The 19,363-nt window shown below is 71.9% G+C and carries 19 protein-coding genes; 7 read left to right on the top strand and 12 right to left on the bottom strand.

Annotation, left to right across the window (positions count from 1 at the left end):
* Positions 1-30 precede the first annotated feature (30 nt).
* The 10 genes from DRB96_RS30100 to DRB96_RS30055 all read right to left on the bottom strand — a co-directional run bounded on the left by DRB96_RS30100 (position 31) and on the right by DRB96_RS30055 (position 9,931).
* On the bottom strand, positions 31-372 hold the full coding sequence (locus tag DRB96_RS30100) for a HopJ type III effector protein (RefSeq protein WP_112451301.1): 342 nt from the start codon (positions 370-372) through the stop codon (positions 31-33).
* Between the two features lie 181 nt (positions 373-553).
* Positions 554-691: a CorA family divalent cation transporter gene (locus DRB96_RS45135; protein ID WP_239516264.1), complete on the bottom strand. Its 138-nt coding sequence runs from the start codon at positions 689-691 to the stop codon at positions 554-556.
* A gap of 486 nt (positions 692-1,177) precedes the next feature.
* A complete protein-coding gene (locus DRB96_RS30090; protein WP_239517779.1) occupies positions 1,178-1,666 on the bottom strand; it encodes a hypothetical protein in 489 nt (162 codons plus the stop codon).
* A gap of 248 nt (positions 1,667-1,914) precedes the next feature.
* Entirely contained in the window at positions 1,915-3,849 is a 1,935-nt protein-coding gene (locus tag DRB96_RS30085; protein WP_112451299.1) for a beta-galactosidase, read from the bottom strand.
* A complete protein-coding gene (locus tag DRB96_RS30080) occupies positions 3,846-4,883 on the bottom strand; it encodes an alcohol dehydrogenase catalytic domain-containing protein (protein WP_112451298.1) in 1,038 nt (345 codons plus the stop codon). Before DRB96_RS30080 ends, DRB96_RS30085 begins: the two co-directional genes overlap by 4 nt.
* Positions 4,880-5,866, bottom strand: a complete 987-nt coding sequence (locus tag DRB96_RS30075; RefSeq protein ID WP_239516386.1) for an inositol monophosphatase family protein — start codon at positions 5,864-5,866, stop codon at positions 4,880-4,882. The genes DRB96_RS30080 and DRB96_RS30075 overlap by 4 nt, the downstream gene beginning before the upstream one ends.
* On the bottom strand, positions 5,863-7,131 hold the full coding sequence (locus tag DRB96_RS30070; protein WP_112451297.1) for an aspartate aminotransferase family protein: 1,269 nt from the start codon (positions 7,129-7,131) through the stop codon (positions 5,863-5,865). The genes DRB96_RS30075 and DRB96_RS30070 overlap by 4 nt, the downstream gene beginning before the upstream one ends.
* 236 nt (positions 7,132-7,367) lie before the next feature.
* Positions 7,368-8,012 carry a GPP34 family phosphoprotein gene (locus DRB96_RS30065; protein ID WP_162688782.1) on the bottom strand — a complete coding sequence of 215 codons (645 nt, stop codon included), beginning with the start codon at positions 8,010-8,012 and terminating at the stop codon, positions 7,368-7,370.
* Positions 8,009-8,611, bottom strand: coding sequence for an HAD family phosphatase (locus DRB96_RS30060; RefSeq protein ID WP_112451295.1), 603 nt, complete (start codon positions 8,609-8,611; stop codon positions 8,009-8,011). The genes DRB96_RS30065 and DRB96_RS30060 overlap by 4 nt, the downstream gene beginning before the upstream one ends.
* 63 nt (positions 8,612-8,674) lie before the next feature.
* Positions 8,675-9,931: an MFS transporter gene (locus tag DRB96_RS30055; protein WP_112451294.1), complete on the bottom strand. Its 1,257-nt coding sequence runs from the start codon at positions 9,929-9,931 to the stop codon at positions 8,675-8,677.
* A gap of 168 nt (positions 9,932-10,099) precedes the next feature.
* On the opposite strand from DRB96_RS30055, the gene DRB96_RS30050 reads away from it, so the two are divergent.
* Positions 10,100-10,867 (top strand): DeoR/GlpR family DNA-binding transcription regulator, encoded by a 768-nt coding sequence (locus tag DRB96_RS30050; RefSeq protein ID WP_112451293.1) that lies wholly within the window; start codon positions 10,100-10,102, stop codon positions 10,865-10,867.
* 427 nt (positions 10,868-11,294) lie between these two features.
* The gene (locus tag DRB96_RS30045) at positions 11,295-12,551 is read left to right on the top strand and encodes a helix-turn-helix transcriptional regulator (protein WP_162688781.1); all 1,257 of its coding nucleotides are present in this window, start codon (positions 11,295-11,297) and stop codon (positions 12,549-12,551) included.
* Positions 12,552-12,609: 58 nt separating this feature from the next.
* Here the strand turns inward: DRB96_RS30045 and DRB96_RS30040 are convergent, their stop codons facing one another.
* Positions 12,610-13,968 carry an NAD(P)-binding domain-containing protein gene (locus DRB96_RS30040; protein WP_112451291.1) on the bottom strand — a complete coding sequence of 453 codons (1,359 nt, stop codon included), beginning with the start codon at positions 13,966-13,968 and terminating at the stop codon, positions 12,610-12,612.
* A gap of 295 nt (positions 13,969-14,263) precedes the next feature.
* Between DRB96_RS30040 and DRB96_RS30035 the strand changes: the two genes are divergently transcribed.
* Both DRB96_RS30035 and DRB96_RS30030 read left to right on the top strand, forming a co-directional pair.
* Positions 14,264-14,635 (top strand): metalloregulator ArsR/SmtB family transcription factor, encoded by a 372-nt coding sequence (locus tag DRB96_RS30035; protein WP_112451290.1) that lies wholly within the window; start codon positions 14,264-14,266, stop codon positions 14,633-14,635.
* Positions 14,632-15,129, top strand: coding sequence for a GNAT family N-acetyltransferase (locus DRB96_RS30030; protein WP_112451289.1), 498 nt, complete (start codon positions 14,632-14,634; stop codon positions 15,127-15,129). The genes DRB96_RS30035 and DRB96_RS30030 overlap by 4 nt, the downstream gene beginning before the upstream one ends.
* A gap of 662 nt (positions 15,130-15,791) precedes the next feature.
* Here DRB96_RS30030 and DRB96_RS30025 read toward each other — a convergent pair.
* Positions 15,792-16,778: a DUF5937 family protein gene (locus DRB96_RS30025; protein ID WP_112451288.1), complete on the bottom strand. Its 987-nt coding sequence runs from the start codon at positions 16,776-16,778 to the stop codon at positions 15,792-15,794.
* A 207-nt stretch (positions 16,779-16,985) separates the two neighbouring features.
* Between DRB96_RS30025 and DRB96_RS30020 the strand changes: the two genes are divergently transcribed.
* The 3 genes from DRB96_RS30020 to DRB96_RS30010 all read left to right on the top strand — a co-directional run bounded on the left by DRB96_RS30020 (position 16,986) and on the right by DRB96_RS30010 (position 19,301).
* The gene (locus DRB96_RS30020) at positions 16,986-18,362 is read left to right on the top strand and encodes an MFS transporter (protein WP_112451287.1); all 1,377 of its coding nucleotides are present in this window, start codon (positions 16,986-16,988) and stop codon (positions 18,360-18,362) included.
* Between the two features lie 21 nt (positions 18,363-18,383).
* Positions 18,384-18,893, top strand: a complete 510-nt coding sequence (locus DRB96_RS30015; protein WP_112451286.1) for a MarR family transcriptional regulator — start codon at positions 18,384-18,386, stop codon at positions 18,891-18,893.
* A 78-nt stretch (positions 18,894-18,971) separates the two neighbouring features.
* Positions 18,972-19,301 carry a DUF3817 domain-containing protein gene (locus tag DRB96_RS30010; RefSeq protein ID WP_112451285.1) on the top strand — a complete coding sequence of 110 codons (330 nt, stop codon included), beginning with the start codon at positions 18,972-18,974 and terminating at the stop codon, positions 19,299-19,301.
* The last annotated feature ends 62 nt before the right edge of the window (positions 19,302-19,363 follow it).

Below are 19,363 nucleotides of genomic sequence, written 5' to 3'. Positions count from 1 at the left end.
CGTTCGCGAAGCTCGCCCGGATGTCGCTGTTCAGCTCTTGCGGGCCAACGGTTGCCCGGCGAAGCTCACCCCGTCCAGGCCATGGGCCATGAGGTTGCGAATGTTGCCGTGGTCGGTGTCGTTCGGCGTCGCCAGCACACCGCGATAGTGCTCACCGAACGCCAGCAGCGCTTCCTGGTCGCTCAGCCCTTCCAGCAGGGCCAGCCCCAGCGTCTTGCAGGAACCCTCGTTCGCACCTGCGGCATTTTCCAGTTCCCCGTTGCGGAACGCCTGCGGCTGATACTCGTAATGCGCGGCGATGAAGGCCAAGGTGTCGGCGAACTCGTGCTCACCTGACGCAAGGCTCGCCCGCAGCGAGTTCAGATCAGTCATGTGGGTTCCCCTGGGTTGAACAGACGATCCGATTGCCGTCCGTGACCGGACGACATTACCCCCTCGCGACACGTCGGAACGAGCAGCATCTCCGCAGGTCACGCTGTGCGCTTATGCGACCCATGGGGGCCGGTTCCGAAAGTTCGCAGGATCTAGTTGATCAAGGGCGTCGATGTGCCGGCTACAGCCAGTCGCGCTTCTTGAAGATGATGTACAGGCTGACGCAGACCACTGCCATCAGGAGGATGGCGAAGGGGTAGCCGCCGGCCCACTTCAACTCCGGCATGTCTTCGAAGTTCATGCCGTAGATGGTTCCCACGAGTGTGGGTGCAAACAGGATGGCGGCCCGCGAGGAGATTTTTTTGAAGTTGTCGTTCTCAACGCGTTGACCTGCGCGGATCGCTGCATGAGGCGTGCTGACCTGCGGCGTTACGTGTTTCCGATGCTTTCACGGTGACGCCGAATTGTGCGGTCGATTCTCCCCAGCCGCTCCCCAGCGCTGCTCATTCTCCCCAGATTCTCCCCAGCCGCAGCGGGTTCTCGACGGTGCTTCCGCTGGTGAGGCGGCCTTCCTGGGGCTTGCTGAGCCGCTTCGCACAGTATCGGAAGGGGCGTGCTCCGGGCCGCGCGGCGTCAGATCGTGCGTGACGATCTTGACGACCTCATCACGGACCTCGACAAGATCCACGGCCCGGCGGACCTGGAGGCGGTGGCGACGAAGCGGGCCAGGCTGACGGATCCCGAGCCCGGGGCCGAGGCGGCTGCGTGTGGGCTGAGGAGGCGATTCACGGGCCCCGCGTACGTGTCACCTCTCGGTCTGCTGCCAGACGGAGGTGAGCGCCGTGACGGGGTCGGTGTCGGCCGGCGCTGCCGGCCACCAGTCGCCGTCGTCATCCTGGAGGTAGGGGTACCAGCGGGTGTCGGGGCCCAGGCGCACCTGGATGCCGTGGCCGGTGAGAGTGAGGCGGTTGCGCCAGGCCCTGAGGGCGACCGGGGTGGTGGTCATTTCGGTGAGGGCCTCGGTCAGGGCGCTGCGGGCTGCTCTCATCGCCGTCGGGTCGGGGGTGTGGGGCTGTTCGGCGACGGTGATGCCGGTTGGGCCGCCATATCGCCAGGCGCGGGTGAGGCGGGCGAACGCGGTCGGTTCGGTACCGGTGTTCTGGATGAGGTGGTGGAACCACTCGGGTCCGCAGTTGCTCGCGGCGATCCGTGCCGCGTCCTCGCGCTGGGTCAGGTGCAGGCTGGTGGTGTCGCCCGTGAGCAGTCGGGCAGCGCGTGCGGCGGTGTCCGTCATGAGGCGTTCGAGGTCCGCGGTGGACAGACCGGTGCCGGGTGGCGGGGCGGCGGGCAGTGCGGCGGGGCCGGGGGGTGCGGGCAGGCCGGGCGGCGGGGCGCGCCGTCAGGTGCGCTCCCCGCCGCTCCGGACCCCGGGAGACCGTGCCGCGCGCGGCGTCGGTCTCCGCACCACCGGCAGGACTGCCGCCGGCCGTGCCGGGCGGCGGGGGGCGCGCTGTCAGGTACGCACCCCCGCCGCCCGGGTTCTCAGGAGGCCGTGACGCGCTTCGCGTCGGCCGGTTCGCCGCCCCAGGTGAGGGCGGCGGGGGTGCCGGACGGCTCCTCGGGGGTGGCGAGCCATCCCGTGAGTGCGCCGTCGCGGGTGACGAGGACCGCGGCGGAGCCGGCGGGCAGGTCCAGCGTCCAGCCGGTGCCGGTGCCGGTGCCGGTGCCGGTGACCTGGTCGTCGGCACCGGTGGGGTTGAAGGCTCCGATGACGCGGACGCCGTCGGGGCCGGACCGGCTCAGGAGGCGGGCTCTCCCGTGCGCCGTGGTCCAGCTCCGGACGGCCGGAGCCTGGAGCCCGGCGGCGAACGAGGCGAGGAACGCGGCGGCCGCGCCGTCGGCGGACCGGTCGGCCCGGAGCCTCAACTCGCCGGGGAGGTCGCCGTCGGCGTGCCCGGCCCGCAGCACGGCGACGGGGACGGGCGTGCCGTCGGCGGCGGGCGCCGGCTTCTCGTCGAGCCAGCCGAGCCCGAACAGCAGCCCGGAGCCGGCCAGTTGAAGGTCAACGGCTTCGGCCAGTTCCGCGAGGACCGTACGGCCGGTGCGCTGCCAGGCACCGGCCTCGGGCAGGGCCCGGTCGACGAGGACCACCGCGTCGCGGTCCAGGACGCTGCCGGTCAGCAGGGCGCCGAAGCGTTCGAGGAACGCGGCCAGCAGGCGCAGGCCCTCGGCGTTGGCCTGGTGGGAACCGGACTCGGCGAGCGGCGCACCCGGGGTGTACGGCGGTGCGTGCAGGCCGGGATCCACCCCTTCGGCGCGCAGGCCGTCGGGGTCCATGTCGACCAGGGGACCCCAGTTCTCCGTGGCGCAGGCGGTGTAGACGCTGACGGTGGTGGAGCCCAGCAGGAGGGCCAGCAGGGCGTTGAAGACGGGGGTCGCCGGCCGGGCGTAGGACTCGTCGGTCCAGGTGAACCCCCAGTTCGCCTCGGCCACGTCGGTGCCGCCGAGGAGGATCCCGGCCAGGTGGGACCCGAATGCGGTGGTCTCCCGCGCCGGATTGCCGATCCATTCGGTGTGGCCGACGAAGTACCCGGAGCCCTGGATGGCGCGCTGGCGTGCGGCCCAGGCGTCGAGCGCGGCGCGCGGTGCGGTGACCTCGGTGAGGGGGACGTTGGCCAGCCGGGCCGGGCCTTCGGGGAAGAGGGCGGAGATCCGGTCCCACAGGCCGACGATGGCGTGGCCGGACCACCGGGACCACAGCTGACGCGTGGCGCTGGTCCACCGGGAGACGTCCTGGGCGGCGAGGGCGGCCTCGTCGGGCAGGCCGCGTCCGGTGAGCCAGTGGGCGAAGGCCCGGCGGGCGGGGGGCGAGGCGTCCTGGGCGTCCACGGGGAGGTGGGCGTCCCCGCAGGTGCCTTCGTTGCCGAGCTGGAGGGCGACGACGGGACCGTCGGGGGCGGTGGCCCCGGCGACGACCTCGTCGGCGACGGCCTTCAGCCAGGTCTCGGTCTCGGCCTGGACGGCCGGGTCGAGAAGGCTGGGCAGCGGCTTGCCCTGGGAGGTGAGGACGGTGCCGTCCAGCCCCTGGTACGGGGTGTGCTCGGGGCCGCAGAGGCGGTCGGGCAGCCCGCCGAGCTGGACCTCGGCGTGGATGAAGGGCCCGGGCTTGAGGAGGACGCCCAGCCCGGCGGCGGCGGCCAGCTCCAGCAGTCCGACGACATCGCGCTGCGGGTCGGTCTTCCCGGTGAAGTCGAAGGAGCGGTCTCCCTCTCCCCCGCCGAGCGGCCCGACGGTCTCGTGGAAGCGCCACGGGAGGTAGCAGGAGACGACGTCCACGCCCAGGGCGCGCAGTTCGCTCAGGTTGGCGGCCCAGTTGGCGGGGTCGGCCCGGTAGTACGGGTACTCGCCGATGACGACGGGCCGGGTGGTGCCGGGGACGAGCGCCTCGGCGAATGAGGTGCGCCGCGTAGGACTCATGCGTCCGCCCCGGGGTGCGGAGGTACGAGGACGACCTTCAGGGCGGTGTACTCGGTGCCGGGGACGGCGGCGAGGGCCTTGAACGCCTCTTCGTGGTCGGCGAGCGCGAAGCGGTGGGTGACCACGCGCTCCAGCGGCAGCTGCCGGGCCAGCTCGACGGCCTTGGGGAAGATCATGCTGTTGTAGTCGCCGGCGCCGATGATCTGCAGGCCGCGCTGGAGCAGGGCGAGCGGCCGGACGGTGGCGGAGGCGTTGCTGTTGAAGCCCATGACGACGACGCGGCCGCGGACGGCGGCGTAGCCGATGCTCTGCTCCAGGAGGTTGCCGACGGAGTCGACGACGAGGTCGCCGCGCTCGGCGAGGGCGGGGTCGTCCGGGGTGTGGACGGTGACGCGGCCGCCGAACTCGGGGGCGTCGAAGATCTCCTGGCCGAGCCGGCCGCGTACCGGGTCGGGCTCGACGAGGAGGACCGTGGCGCCGTACAGCTGGGCGGCCATGGCGGTGACCACGCCCATGGGGCCGCCACCGACGATGACGGCGGTCTCGCCCGCCGCCAGGCGGCCGGCCTCGATGTTGTTGAGCGCGCAGGCGAGCGGTTCGACGACGACGGCGCGGTCGAAGTCCATGTCCTCGGGGACGGCGTGGCAGAAGAGCTCAGGAAGGCGGATGAACTCGGCGAAGGAGCCGTCGTAGTCCAGTCCGACCTCGGTCCCGGCCTTGCGGCCGCAGAAGTTCCAGTGGCCTTCGAGGCAGTTGGCACAGTTGCCGCAGTACAGGGTGGGGTTGACGATGACCCGGTCGCCGACGGCGAAGCGGGTGACGCCCGGGCCGGTGGAGTCGACGAAGCCGACGGCCTCGTGGCCCATGACGACACCGGTCTCGGCCGGGAACTTGCCGACGAGGACGCTGCGGTCGGTGCCGCAGATGCCGCTCTGGGTGACGCGGATGACGATGTCGTCCGCGGCCAGCGGCTCCGGCTTGGGGTGGTCGACGAGGGTGAGCGTTCGCTCCGCGGTCAGCGTCAGGGCCTTCATGATTCCTCCCTCGCGGGCGCGGCGGCGCGGCCCAGGTCCCAGCGGATGGTGTCGAGCAGCTGCTTGTGGAGTTCGGGCGTGGCGGCGGCGATGCAGGACTTCTGGTTCATCGGGCCGAGGTCCACCAGCGAGGTGCTGCCGAGGTCGTCGCCGTAGGCGTCCGTGATGACGACGCCGGCCTGCCGGGCGAGGTAGACGACGGCGGCGATGTCGTAGGGGAAGAGGTGCAGGATCGAGCCGCGGCCGACCCGCAGGAACGCTTCTTCGGTGTCCGGGTGGTCGCGCAGCACGCGGTTGCCGATGTCGACGTAGGCGTCGAGCTGGCCGGTGATGATGCGGGAGATGGAGAAGGTGCTGCTGTTGAAGACGAAGATGCCGCCGGTGTTGGCCGATTGGTCCACGAGGTGGCCGTACGCCGCGGTCATCAGGTCCATCGGGTGGCCGTTGAACTCGATCGACCAGAACATGTGGGTCGGGTCGGTGTTCCGGCTCAACCGCGGGACCGGGGTGGTGAATCCGCCGCTGACCAGGCCGGAGGCCTCGTCACCGTACAGCCAGGCGCCGCTCTTGATCTCGACCAGGCAGGCGGCGTCGACGTCGGCGAGGGTGGGCTTGCCGTCGCCGTAGGGGGCGGCCGCGATGGACACCATGCCCATCTCGAGGCCGGCCGAGGTGGGGCGGGTGCCGTCGATCGGGTCGACGACGAGGAGGATCTGCGGATCGGCGGCGAGCTCGACGTAGGAGCCGTCCTCGGTGTAGAGGGCCGCGGGGACGTGGGCGTGCTCGCGCAGGTAGTCCAGTACGGCCTTCTCGGCCACCTCGTCGACGTCGAACTGGGCGTCGCCGCCGGGCGAGTCGCCGTGGACGCTGCGCTCGCGGCCGGTGGCCTCGTAGGCGAGGAGCTCGGCGCGGACGTGCTGTCCGAGGGAGGTGAGCAGCCGCTTCATCGGGGTGTCGTCGGCCATCGGGTCATCGTCGGTCATCGGGCCAGCTCCGCGAGGAAGAGGTTCTCCAGCTTGTCGCAGATCTCCTCGGCCTGGTCCATGGTGAGGATCAGCGGCGGGCGGATCTTGAGGACGTTGCCGTAGCCGTACCGCGAGGTGCGCAGGATCAGGCCGTGGTCCATGGCCTTGGTGGCCAGGTGGTTGGTGAGCTTCACGGCGGGCTTGCCGTCGGGTTCGGCCATCTCGAAGCCGATCATCAGTCCGACGCCGCGGACGTCCACGATCTCCGGGTAGCGGCGCTTCATGTCGTTGAGGCGTTCCATGATGTAGCCGCCGGTACGGGTGACGTTCGCCAGGAACTCGGGCTTCCGCACGATGTCGAGGGTGGCGTTGGCCGCCGCGGCGGCCAGCAGGTTGGCGCCGTAGGTGAACGAGTGGTGGGCCGCGGGGAGGCCGGCGAGCCGCTCGTTGGTGATGATGGCGGCGACCTGCGCACCCGATCCGCCGAGGCCCTTGGCCGTGGTGATGGCGTCGGGTTCGACGTCGAAGTACTGGGCCGCGAACATGTGGCCGGTGCGGCCGATGCCCGTCTGGATCTCGTCGAATATGAGGGCGATGTTCTGCTCGTCGCAGAAGGCGCGCAGTTTCTGCATGTAGCCGTCCGGCGGGACGATGTTGCCGCCGTTTCCGGATATCGGCTCGATGAGTACGGCGGCTACCCGGCCGGAGCTGGCGTATTCGACGAAGTCCTCGAGCCGGTCCACGCACATCATCCCGCAGGAGCCCTCCTTCTGCCCGTAGAAGCAGCGGAAGCAGTACGGGTCGGGTACCTGGAGGCTGCCGGGGAAGAGGTTGGGGAACGGCTCGCGGCGGAACGCGTTGCCCGACATCGACGTCATCATCATCGTCTGTCCCACGTGACTGCGGAACAGCGTGATGACGTCGGACTTGCCGGTGGCCAGCTGGGCCATCTTGATGGCGCCCTCGTTGGCGGCCGAGCCGCCCGAGACCTTGGGGTGCACCTTCGTCAGGTTGTCCGGAGAGACCTCCACCAGACGCTGGACCAGGCCGTTGACCGGGTCGCTCTGATAGGAGGAGGTGATGTGGATCACCTTGTCGATCTGGTCCTTCATCGCGGCGACGACGTCCGGGTGGGAGTATCCCAGGCTCAGGTTGAACGTCGCCGACGCGCAGTCGAGGTAGCTCTTCCCGTCCTCGTCGTAGAGGTAGACACCCTCGCCCCGCGCCATTTTGTAGTCGCTGACGGGGTAATAGATGTGCTCGGTAACATCCTTGGTTTCCATCGGTCCCTCTCACAGGGGTCGTTCGAGAACGTCAAGGCACGGGCGGCGGACATACGACTCACGCCCAAATGAAAAGAAGGGGGATACGGCTTGCTGCCGGCGGGGGGCGGCCCGGATGCTTCACCCAATTCAGACGGGGATCTCACGGTGGCGCCTTCCCATTCATAAGATCACATTCCAACTCGCCCTGACAAGCGGCCTTTTGGAGATGCAGATCTCTTTCCGATGTGGACTGTCTAGCCGTGAAATGCGAGGGCGCCGGTGGAGCCGCTCAGCGAACGGGAGACCGCCGTCGCGGCGCGGGCGGCGGGCAGCCCCGCCGGTCCCAGCGCGGCCACGGCCCGCAGCGTGTGCCGGGTCGCCTCGCGCCGGGACAGGTCTGGCCAGCACAGGTCGTGCAGTCCGGACGCCGCGATCAGCGCACCCGCGGCCACCGCGTGCCGTACGGACCGGTCGGGGTCCCCCACCGAACGCCGCACCCGTCTCAGCGCCTCCGGGGGCCGCAGGCCGGCAGGTGGACCCGCGCCGCCCGGGAGGAGCACTGGACGGGAGGAGGAGGCGGCGGAGGCGGAGCAGGAGGAGGAGGAGGAGGAGGAGGAGGCGAGCGCCGCGGGACCCAGGCGTTCCACCCAGTCGGACGGCTCCCGGTCTCGGGCGGAAGCCTCGACGCGCGCCAGGAACGCGTCCAGCACCGGGTCACCGCGGCGGCCCCGCCCGGTCGGTCTGACCCGGTCGCCGGACAGGTCCAGCCGGCCGGCCAGCACGCCCTGGAGGAGCATCGCGCCGGCGAGCCCCCGGCCGGTCTCGGTCTCGCGGCGCGGCGGCGGGAAGCTGCCGTGCGCGGCGGCACACAGGGCGTACAGCTGCGCCGGCGTCGTCATGTCAACGTCGTCTCCAGTACGTCCCACAAGGCTTCTGGCGAGGTGAACACGTGCCCCTGGAGGCCCAGTCGGCATGCGGCGTCCACGTTCTCGGCCCGGTCGTCGACGAACAGGACCTCCTCGGGCGGCAGTCCGAGCTCGCGCACGCACCACTCGTAGGCGGCGGGCTCGGGCTTGGCGCTGCCGATCCGGCAGGACAGTCCGCGGACCGCGAACCGCTCCAGCCACGGGTGGGTGGCCTCGTACAGGACGGCCAGGTCCTCGGGAATGTTGGAGAGGAGGCCGAGCACGACCCCCCTGTCGGCGAGGAGGCCGAGCAGGTCCACCGTCCGCTGGTCGATCTCGCTCCAGCTGGCGAGGTCGGCGGCGGTCAGCTCATCGGTCAGCCGCAGGTCGCGGGGGATGCCCAGTTCCGCGCAGACCGCTTGCCAGTAGTCGGGCCCCGTGACCTCGCCGCGGTCGTAGGGGGGCCGCTGTGACCAGTACGCCGCCCAGAAGCGGTCGGGGTCGCCGCCGGCCGTGCGTTCCAGGGCGGCCATGGACTCGGGCGACTGGACACGTGCGATGACACCGAACATGTCGAAGAGGACGGCTTTCATCCTTCGGTTCCTCACGTTCTACGGGTTCAGGGCGTTCGGAGTGCAGAGGGTGGCGATCAGCGTTCAGAGGGTGGTGACGGAGTCCGTGCGCCCGGGGTCCGCGTGCCCGGAGTCCTTGCGTCCGGGGTCGCTCGGACCGGACACGCCACCGAGGTCGGGGGCGTTGCGGCGCAGCCACAGGCTCAGCACGCCGCAGATGACGGCGAGCAGGAACAGCAGCAGCGGCACCGTCTTCACCTCCATCGTGTCGATGACGGCACCCAGCAGGGGCGGGAACGCCACCCCGCCGATCATCGAGGCGGCGATCACATAGGCACCGGCGGCGGCCACGCCGGGCACGGCGCGGTTCAGCCAGGGCAGGCAGGTCGGGAAGATCGGCGCGATCATCAGGCCGACGCCGAAGTACGCGTACGGGGCGAAAGCCGGGACCGTCGCCAGGAGGAGGAAGCCGGCCATGCCGGCGCAGCAGACCATGAGGATCGACGGCGCGGGCCAGCGCAGGCTGATCGGCGCGGCGATGAACCGGCCGATGGTCAGGGCGGCCCAGTAGGCGGAGGTCGCGGTCGCGGCGGTGGCGGCGCCGTATCCGACGGCTTCGAGGTGGGTGGGTTCCCAGCCGCCGACACCGGTCTCGATGGCGACGTGCAGGACGTAGATCCCGATGAACACCCCGATGATCGGGAGTACCCGGGCGCCGCCTGCCGATGCGCCTTCCACGGGGGCGGGGGCGGGCTCCCTGGCGGCGACCCCGCCGAGGGTGAAGAGGATCAGCAGGCTGATCACGCCGGTGCCCACGAAGATCTCCGGGTAGCTGTCCGCCCCGAGCCAGCCGATCAGGGCGGGACCGGCGATCGCGCCGATGCCGAAGTGCCCGTTCAGCAGGTTGAGCATGGCGGTGCTGCGGCGGCCGAACCCGACGGCGAAGAGCTGGTTGAGGCCGTAGTCGATGCCGCCGAAGCCCAGTCCGATGACGAACGTGCCGGCCAGGGCGAGGGCCCAGCTCGGGGAGAAGGCGAAGACCACCGCGCCGACGGCCATGAGCAGGTACGAGCTGCCGAGCAGCACCCGGTTGTTCAGGCGGCCCCGCAGGAGGTGGTAGATCAGCACTCCGAGGAGGGCTCCGACGAAGTGCGCGCTGAGGCTCAGACCGGCCACGGCCGGACTGATGCCGAACTCGTCCCGCAGGGCCGGGATCGCCGGACCGTAGAGCGCCTGGAGGGCGCCGATCACCATGAACGCCAGGCACGAGGCGACGATCGCGACGGTGGTGAGGAGGGGCTTCCCCCCTTCTGGCAGATCGGCCTCGCTGGTGGCGGTCATCGCTCTCCTTCATCGGTCATGGCCTAATGAACACGATCGACGTTCACATCGGCAGGAAGTTCACGTTGCTGCGATCACGCTACACACCGAGAATGTTCATTTCAACAGTATCGATGTGCGAAACGCTCAGCAGGGCTCCAGCGCCCCATCTGTGCTAAAAGCAGACACATGAACGTGATGGAGAGGCACAAGTTCGTCGTGGGACTGCTCATGCGGCAGAACCGCGCGACGGTGGCCGAGCTGGCCCAGACCACCGGGGCGTCCGAGATGACCATCCGCCGGGATCTGGAGGTGTTGGAGTCCCGGGGAGCACTGCGCCGGGTGCGCGGCGGCGCCGTGAACAGCCTGCCCGGCGGCGTCGAGCCCCCCTACGCGATCCGGGCCATGTCCGGAGCGCGGGCCAAGGAGCGGCTCGGGCGCGCCGTGGTCGAACTGCTCACCGACGGCGAGACCGTCGCACTGGATACGGGCACGACGGCTGTCGCCATCGCAAAGGCCATGTCCGACCGCCAGTTCACCGTCACACCGCTTTCCCTGCACGCGGCCTTCACCTTGTCCTCGAATCCCGGCATCCAACTGGTGATGCCCGGCGGCCAGGTGCGCCCCGAAGAGCTGTCCTTTTACGGCCACGCACCCGTGCAGACCTTCAAGGACCTGTGCTTCGACACGTTCATCCTGGGCTGCTGCGGGGTCGACCCCGTCCAGGGCGCCACCGCCTACAACCTCGACGACGTACAGGTGAAGCGGGCGGCGGTCGCCTCGGCACAGCGCGTGATCCTCGTCGCGACCGCCGACAAGATCGGCCGTGCGGCGCTGGGCCGCATCTGCTCCATGGAGGAGATCGCCCTCGTCGTCACGGACGCTCCCGCGGACTCCCCCGCGGTCGAAGTGCTCCGTGACCAGGGCGTCGAGGTGGTCCACCCGGCGGACGACTGAGTCTGGGAGCCGGTCCGGCGGCTCCGGAGGGCGGGGCCGGCCGGCCGTCTGGGATGCATGGGAACGAGAACCTTCCGGTTACTGCGCGTCTTTGGATCGGCGCGCGCCCCTTCAGCATCGAGGGCGCGGCGGCCCCCGCCAATGGGGGACGACCGTCGTGTTACCGACTGTCGGAAAGACGACAGCAAGAACTTGCTGCAAGTTTCAAGCACGGGGTACGCGTTCCGGCCATCCCCGAAGGGGCATACCGTCCAGTCGGCAGGTTCGAGCCACCCGCCGAATTCCGCTGTGGCCCAGGGATGTCGCGCCGCCCTCCGGCCCGCTCCCGCACCCGGCAAGCATGGCCGATACACGTTCCCCGGTCGGCGGGCCCGGGCGGAGTCTCCTAGCATCGCGATCGCGACGGATGCGAACGAGAGGGCACCCCATGAAACGAGCCGCACTGAAACGCCCGCAGGACCGTGACCGCCCCCGGGAGCTCACCCCCGAAGAGATGGACCTCTACCGGGAGTTCGCGGAGCAGGGCCCCCTCCAGTCGAGCCAGGTGCTCACCCGGGCGGAACCCGAGACCGCGGCCCACGCCCTCGACACCCTCGACACCCTCGTCTCCACCGGCCTCGTCCAGCAGATCGGCCCCGACTGCTTCGCGGCCACCAACCCGACCGACGTGTCCGCGCAGTTGCTCAAGGAGTGGGAGGAGCGCGTACAGGGAGCCCAGCTCGACCTGCTGCGCATGCGGGGGCAGCTCGCGGAACTGGCCATCGTGCACGCTTCGCGCCACCGCACCCTGGAGGGGCCGCCGTTGGAGCTCATCGATTCGTCGGACGAACTCCGGTACATCATCGAGAGCCACTCCGCCGCTTGCACGAAGGAGCTGCTCCGCGCACAGCCGGGCGGCCCCCTGCCCGCGGCCGGGCGGCACCGCGACCGCGACCGCGACCTCCTCTCCCGCGGTGTGCTCGTGCGCGCGCTCTACCAGCACTCGGCCCGCTTCGACCCGCCGACCGTGCGGTACGAAGCCGAGCTGGCCGCTCTCGGCGCCGAAGCCAGGACGGTTTCCGGCGGCCTGGCCGGGTGCCTGGTCTTCGACCGGGCCCTGCTCGTCCTCCCCCTCCGGGAAACGGCGGGCGGGGCCGGCGGGGCACTGCTCGTCCGCAGCCCTGACCTGGTCGCCTTCGTCGCCGAGATGTTCGACGTCCTGTGGGCGACGGGCGAGCACATCGGCAAACCCCGCGAGAAGGCCTTCATCCAGGACGTCGCCGACCAGGCGAAACGCTCCATACTCCAGCACCTGATGCAGGGTGACGACGACCGCGTCACGGCCCGCGCCCTCGGCATCTCGGTGCGCACCTGCCAGCGCCATGTATCAGCGATCATGCGCCAGTTGGGCGCGACGAGCCGCTTCCAGCTCGGCTACCTGGCCCAGTTGCACGGGCTGCTCGCACCCGAGGCCCCGGAGACCGCCCGCACGAACGTCTCGACATCGATGTCAGCCCCCGGGCCCATGCCCGAGCTCATGCCCATGCCCACACCCATGCCCGCACCCGTGCCCGTGCCCGTGCCGGAAACTCCTGAGCCCCCGCGGTGCACCGAGGACAGCGGCACCTGGATCCACCTGTCAGGGGACCGCGGTACCAAGTACTCCGCGGAGCGGATCGGCCGCCTCCAGGAGGCGTACCACTGACACCTCCGGAGCCGTCCGCCAAGAGAGCCGCTCGCGACGCGGGGGCCGGTCGCCGGGGTCAGCAGCCGCCGGAACGGGCCGGGGCGCCGATGGTGAGGGTCGCCGGGGTCGCGCAGCAGCCGCCGCCGGTCTCCTCGGCGGCCTCGGGCTGGTCGAAGAGGCCCGCGCCGCCGCAGACTCCGGTCTCGGGGAGGGTGAGTTCGACGCGCTCGGCGGCTTCCCTGTCGCCGGCGAGGTGTGCGGCGATGGAGCGGACCTGCTCGTAGCCGGTCATGGCCAGGAAGGTCGGGGCGCGGCCGTAGGACTTCATGCCGACGAGGTAGACGTCCTTCTCCGGGTGCGAGAGCTCGTTCACGCCGTGGGGGTAGACGGTGCCGCAGGAGTGCTGGTTGGGGTCGATCAGCGGGGCCAGTTCGGTGGGAGCCTGGAGGCGCTCGTCGAGGTTGAGGCGGAGCTCGTCGAGGAAGGTGAGGTCGGGGCGGAAGCCGGTGAGCACGATGACCTCGTCGACGGGTTCGAGGCGGCGGCCGTCCTCGCCGACGAGGACCAGGCGGCCGTCGGTGTCGCGCTCGACGGCCTCGGTACGGAAGCCGGTGACCGCGTCCGCATGGCCGGCGTCGACGGCGGCCTTCGCGGCGAGGCCGAGGGCGCCGCGGGCGGGGAGCTCGTCGGCTTCGCCACCTCCGAAAGTGGACCCGGAGATGCCCCGTCGGAGGATCCAGGCCGCGTGGGTGCCCTGTTCGCTCTTCGCGAGGTCGGCGAGGTGGGCGAGGGCGGTGAAGGCGGAGGCTCCGGAACCGATCACGGCGGTGCGCTTGCCGGCGTACCGGGCTCGGACGGCCGGGTCCTTGAGGTTCGGGACGCGGTAGGCGAAGCGGTCGGCCGCGCCCTTCTCTCCGAGTGCGGCAAGGCCGCTGCCGCCGGCCGGGCTGGGGGTGGACCAGGTGCCGGAGGCGTCGATGACGGCGCGGGCGAAGACGCGGGCCTCGCTGCCGTCGGCCGCGGCATGGTGGACCACGAAGGGCTGGGCCTCGCGGTCGGCGTCGACGATGCGGTCGCGGCCAGCCCGGGAGACGCCGGTGACGGTCGCGTCGTAGCGGACCCGCCCGCCCAGGACGTCGGCCAGCGGCTGGAGGTAGCGCTCGACCCAGTCGCCGCCGGAGGGGTAGGTGGCGGGATCCGGCGTGACCCAGCCGGTGGGTGCGAGGAGCTTCTCGGCCACCGGGTCGACGACCTCGCCCCAAGCGGAGAACAGGCGTACGTGCGCCCACTCGCGGACGGCGCCGCCCGCCGCCGGACCGGCTTCCAGGACGAGGGGTTCGATGCCGCGGTCGAGCAGGTGGGCTGCGGCCGCGAGGCCGGCCGGACCGGCCCCGATGACGACGACGGGCAGGTCGGTGATGGCAGGCGCGTTCACGGTGGGCTCCTCGTTGTTTCGACATCCGTCGATGGCTTGCACGACCAGCGTTGCACCTGATTCGACGAACGTCAACATAGACATTCATCGAATTCTCAGGGCTTCCGCAGGCCCTGCAGGCCCTTGCCCGGGGCGGACCCGCTGCCCGCCTCGCGCGTCGGGCAGCGGGTCATCGCGCCGCGGCCGGCGCCGGCACCCCTGCTGTCCTGCCGTCCTACTGTCCTGCTGTCCTGCCGTCCTGCCGTCCCGCTGTCCTGCTGTCCTGTCCTGCTTCGACATGTGTCAACATAGACGTATGTCGAATGCGAACCTTCTGCCGCTCCTGGAAGCCGATCAGGCCATCGCGCCGTGCTGCCCGCCACTGAACGAGCGCCCCATGTCCGCGGATGAGGCGGAGGTTGCGGCGAAGATGTTCAAGGCGCTGGGTGACCCGGTCCGCCTGCGCCTGTTCTCCTCCGTCGCCTCGCACGAGGGCGGCGAGGCCTGCGTGTGCGACATCTCCGACGTCGGCGTCTCCCAGCCCACCGTCTCCCACCACCTGAAGAAGCTGAAGGAAGCCGGGCTGCTGTCCTCCGAACGACGCGGAACCTGGGTGTACTACCGCGTCGAGCCCTCCGTGCTCGCCGCCATGAGCGCCCTCCTGGCCGGTGCGGCGAAGACGGCATGACGGGGATGCGCATCACCCCGCTGCTCCCCGAGCACGCTGACGCGGTACTGGCGATCTACCGGGCCGGGATCGACGAGGGCAACGCGACCTTCGAAACCGCCGCCCCGGCCTGGGAGGCGTTCGACGCCTCCAAGCTGCCCGGGCACCGCTTCGCAGCGGTGGACGAGGACGGCACGGTCCTCGGCTGGGTCGCCGCGACGGCCGTCTCGGACCGGTGCGCATACGCGGGCGTCGTCGAGCACTCCGTGTACGTCGACCCGGCCGCGCGGGGCCGCGGCGCGGCCCGCGCCCTGCTCCAGGCTCTGATCGCCTCGACGGAAGCGGCGGGCATCTGGACGATCCAGTCCGGGATCTTCCCCGAGAACTCCGCCAGCCTCGCCGTCCACGCACGCGCGGGCTTCCGGATCATCGGCACCCGTGAACGCATCGGCCGCCACCACGGCGTCTGGCGGGACGTGGTGCTGCTGGAGCGCCGCAGCACGGTCGTCGACTGAGCGGGCGGACGACGGACGGGCGGGCGGACGGGCGAGCGGGCGGACGGACGGACGGGCGAGCGGGGCAACGGTGCGCCGCGTCAGACCGCGGGCTGACCCTGCTCGGTCGCGCCGCGCGTGGAGATGACCGCCACCAGGGCCAGGCCCACCACGGCACCCACCACTGGCGCCGATGAAGGCGGGCACGGAGGCAGGGGCGATGCCCGGGAGTGCGTACCCGCACGCCACCGAGACCCCCGCGCGGCCTCCTCCCCCGCCCCGCAGGCCTGAAGATCACGGCCCGCACCAGCCCGACACGGCGACGCGCGGGATCGGCAGGATCTGCGGGATCGGCGGCGGGCCGGTTCGACGCGATCCCCCCTCGGGGCAGGACCGCCCTCGTGGTCGGCGACGCCACGGGGCCCGGAGTCCGCGCCGCCACCCACCACGGGACAACCGCGCAGGGCCACCCGCGCCCTGGGAGACCTCGACCTCGACCCGGCCCGGGTCCTGAGCCGCCTCGACCACGTCACCGCCCACCCGGACGGGACCGCGACGACCCGGGACCCCGCATCGCTCCCACCGCCCGGGGCATGCAGTGCCCCGTCGGGCGGCCGGGTGGGTGTGCGCGGGGCCCCACCCGCTCTTCCGCCGCTCCCCGGGCTGCGCCTGGACTCCGCTCCTCACGCGCCGGAGGGGCTGGAGAGGGCGATGGCCAGGGGGGTGCGTTCGTAGAGGATCTGGTGGCCGTGGCGGGAGGAGACGAGGAGGCCCCCTTCCTTGAGGGCCTTCAGGTGGGAGGAGACGGTGGAGGGGGCCAGGGACAGGCGGTGGGCCAGCGCGGTGGTCGAGGCCGGCTCGGCCAGCGCGCACAGGACGTCGGCGCGGGCCCGCCCCAGGAGGCGGGCCAGGGCCGCCGGGGCCGGTCCCGCCGGGGCCGTCCACAGTGCGCCGATGCCCCGGGCCGGGTACACCAGGGTCGGCTGCCACGGCGGGTCGTAGCCGCCCACCACCTCCGGCCAGACGAAGGCGCTCGGCATGAGGAGGAGTCCCTGGCCGTCCAGGGAGCGGTCGTGGTGGCCCCGGCGGGCGATGGTGAGGGTCTTCCCCGACCAGCTCAGATCCGGGTGGAGGCCGTCGAACAGGGCCTCCAGCCCGCCCGCGGCCAGCCGTCGCGAGTGGAACAGGACGTCCGCCTCCAGCAGCGACCGCAGCCGGGGCCAGTGCGGGGCGACCAGCGTCCGCCAGGCCAGCTCGTACAGATCGGCCAGCTCCCGGACCGCCCGCGCCGGATCCGCCAGCATCCGCTGCCCGGCCGCGCTCTCCAGCGCGCCCGGGGTGCAGACCAGGGAGCGCCGCAGATCTTCGTGCGCGGCCCCGGGGTCGGCGGCCCGGACCCGCGCCAGCTCCTCCTCGAAGGTGACCGACGGGCCCGTCGGCGGCGGGCTGAGGAAGTCCGGGTTGTGGCCGGTGCGGGGCATCAGCAGCCACAGCGGCCGCAGGTCCAGACCGTCGGCCGCCGAGCGGATCCGGCGGAGCCAGGGCAGGTGGTAGGCCTGCCGCAGGGGCTGCTTCAGGACCCGCACCGCCTCCTGGGTCTCCCAGCGGGGCGAGATCGAGAACCGGCAGCGCATCAGGTCCGCCGGGCCGAAGCGGAAGTGGAAGGGCACGGATCCCTCCGGGGGTAGGACTGCTCGGCATGACTCGGCATGACTCGGCCGGGCCGGGCCGGGCGCCAGCCCAGGCACCAGGCTCGGCGCCAGGCGCCAGGCTCGGCCGCGCCCGGCCCGGCCCGGGACCCGGCGCCGCGGGCAGCGGTGATTCGGGCTGGGGCGAATCTCTGTCCTCCCACCCTAGGCGCCGCCAGGGTGGCCCGTATGACCACCATCGACCCGGGCGGGACCGCCGCCGCAACCGGTACCGCCCCCGAGGGAGCCGCCGGCCCCGACCCGGAGCGGGTGCCCGGCCACGCCGCCGCGGCGGGGGCCGCCGGGGTCGGGGCGCACCCCGCGGATCCCGTTCGCGCCCCCGCGCAGGAACCCGCCGGCTACCGCTCCGTCTTCCGCGTCCGGGAGTTCCGGCCCGTCTTCGCCGCGCACCTGCTGTCCGTGCTCGGCGTGGTCGTCGCCGAGATCTCCCTCACCGTCCTCGTCTTCCGCGCCACCGGCTCGCCCCTGATGAGCGCGCTCACCTTCGCCCTCGGCTTCCTCCCCTACGCCCTCGGCGGCACCCTCCTCGCCCCGGTCGCCGACCGCCTGCCCGCCCGCCGCGTGCTCGTCGGCTGCGACCTGCTCTGCGCGGCCTGCGCGGCGGCCATGGCCGCCCCCGGCACCCCGGTCGCGCTGCTCCTCGTACTGCGCTGCGCGATGGCCTTCGTCGCGCCGCTGTTCCAGGGCACCCGCAGCGCCTCCCTCGCCGACATCCTCGGCGAGGGCGAGGCCTACGTCCTGGGCCGCTCGCTGCTGCGCATGGTGGCCCAGAGCGCCCAGCTCATCGGCTTCGGCCTCGGCGGACTGCTGCTCACCGTGCTGGCCCCGCGCGGGGCCATCGTCCTGACGGCCGCCGGCTTCCTCGGCTCCGCCCTGCTGCTGCGCCTGGGCACCCGGGACCGGCCCGCCCGCGCCGCGGCCGCCGGGCGGCGCACCTCGCCGCTCGCCGGACTGCGCTCCGTCCTGGGCGGGCGCCGGCTGCGGGCGCTCACCCTGTTGTGCTGGCTGCCGCCGCTCTTCTTCGTCGTCCCCGAGGCGCTGCTCACCCCGTACGCCGCCGGGGCCGGCGCCTCCACCGCCGAGCTCGGGCTGCTGATGTGCGCGATGCCGGCCGGCGCCATCGCCGGCGAGCTGTGGGCGGGCTCCGCGCTCACCGCCCGAACGCGTTCGCGGATCACGGCGCCGCTCGCCGCCGCGGGGCTGCTGCCGCTGCTGGTGTACGCGGTCCGGCCCGGGACGGTGCTGCTGCTGGCCGCGCTCGTGGCGGCCGGGCTGTCCCACGCGTACACCCTCGGACTCGACCAGTGGTACCTCGACGCCGTCCCCGCGGACCTGCGCGGCCGGGCGATGACGCTGCTCAGCACCGGTCTGATGACCCTGCAGGGCGTCGGCATGGCGCTGGCCGGCCTCGCCGCCGAATTCCTGCCGGTCCACACGGTGGTCACGGGCTCCGCCGTCCTCGGCACCGGGGTCGTCCTGCTGCTGCTCGCGGAGGTGCGCCGGAGCGGGGGGTCGAGGAGTGAGACGGATCCCGCCGCCAAATGACCGCCCGGTAGGGTCTGGTGCGTGCCGAAACCGCTCAGCCTTCCCTTCGACCCGATCGCCCGCGCCGACGAACTGTGGCAGCGGCGCTGGGGTCCGGTGCCCTCGATGGCCGCGATCACCTCGATCATGCGGGCGCACCAGATCCTGCTCGGGGAGGTCGACGCGGTCGTCAAGCCGTACGGCCTGACCTTCGCGCGGTACGAGGCGCTGGTGCTGCTGACCTTCTCCAAGGCCGGGGAACTGCCGATGTCGAAGATCGGCGAGCGGCTGATGGTCCACCCGACGTCGGTGACGAACACCGTGGACCGGCTGGTGAAGTCCGGGCTCGTCGCCAGGCGCCCCAACCCGAACGACGGCCGCGGCACGCTCGCGTCGATCACGGACAAGGGCCGCGAGGTCGTCGAGGCGGCGACCGGGGCGCTGATGGAGATCGACTTCGGACTGGGGGCCTACGACGCCGAGGAGTGCGGGGAGATCTTCGCGCTCCTGCGCCCGCTGCGCGTGGCCGCCGCGGACTTCGAGGAGAAGTGACGCAGGTCGCCCGGCGGCCCCGGCCGCGGAGGCGGCCCCCGTCAAGATCGTGCGCATCGGACGGCTAGGCTCGACGGCATGAAACGAAGCGTGCTGACCCGCTACCGCGTCATGGCCTACGTGACCGCGGTCATGCTCCTGATCCTCTGCTCCTGCATGGTGGCGAAGTACGGCTTCGACACCGGTGCCGACCTGACCTTCGCGGTCTCGCAGGCGCACGGTGTGCTGTTCATGATCTACCTGGTGTTCGCCTTCGACCTGGGCTCCAAGGCCAAGTGGCCGTTCGGCAAGCTCCTGTGGGTGCTGGTCTCGGGCACCATCCCGCTCGCCGCCTTCTTCGTCGAGCGCACGATCCGTGCCGAGGTCGAGCCCCTCGTCGAGGGCGGCCCGGTCGGCGCCCGCGCCTGACCCGCGACACCCGCCACCCCCCCCCGGAGACGACTCTCCGGGGGTTGGCCATCGACATTTAC

Source organism: Streptomyces sp. ICC1 (assembly GCF_003287935.1).
In the GTDB taxonomy this organism is placed as follows: domain Bacteria; phylum Actinomycetota; class Actinomycetes; order Streptomycetales; family Streptomycetaceae; genus Streptomyces; species Streptomyces tritrimontium.
Note: the sequence above shows the minus strand (reverse complement) of the source record. Positions and strands in the feature narration are given on the sequence as shown.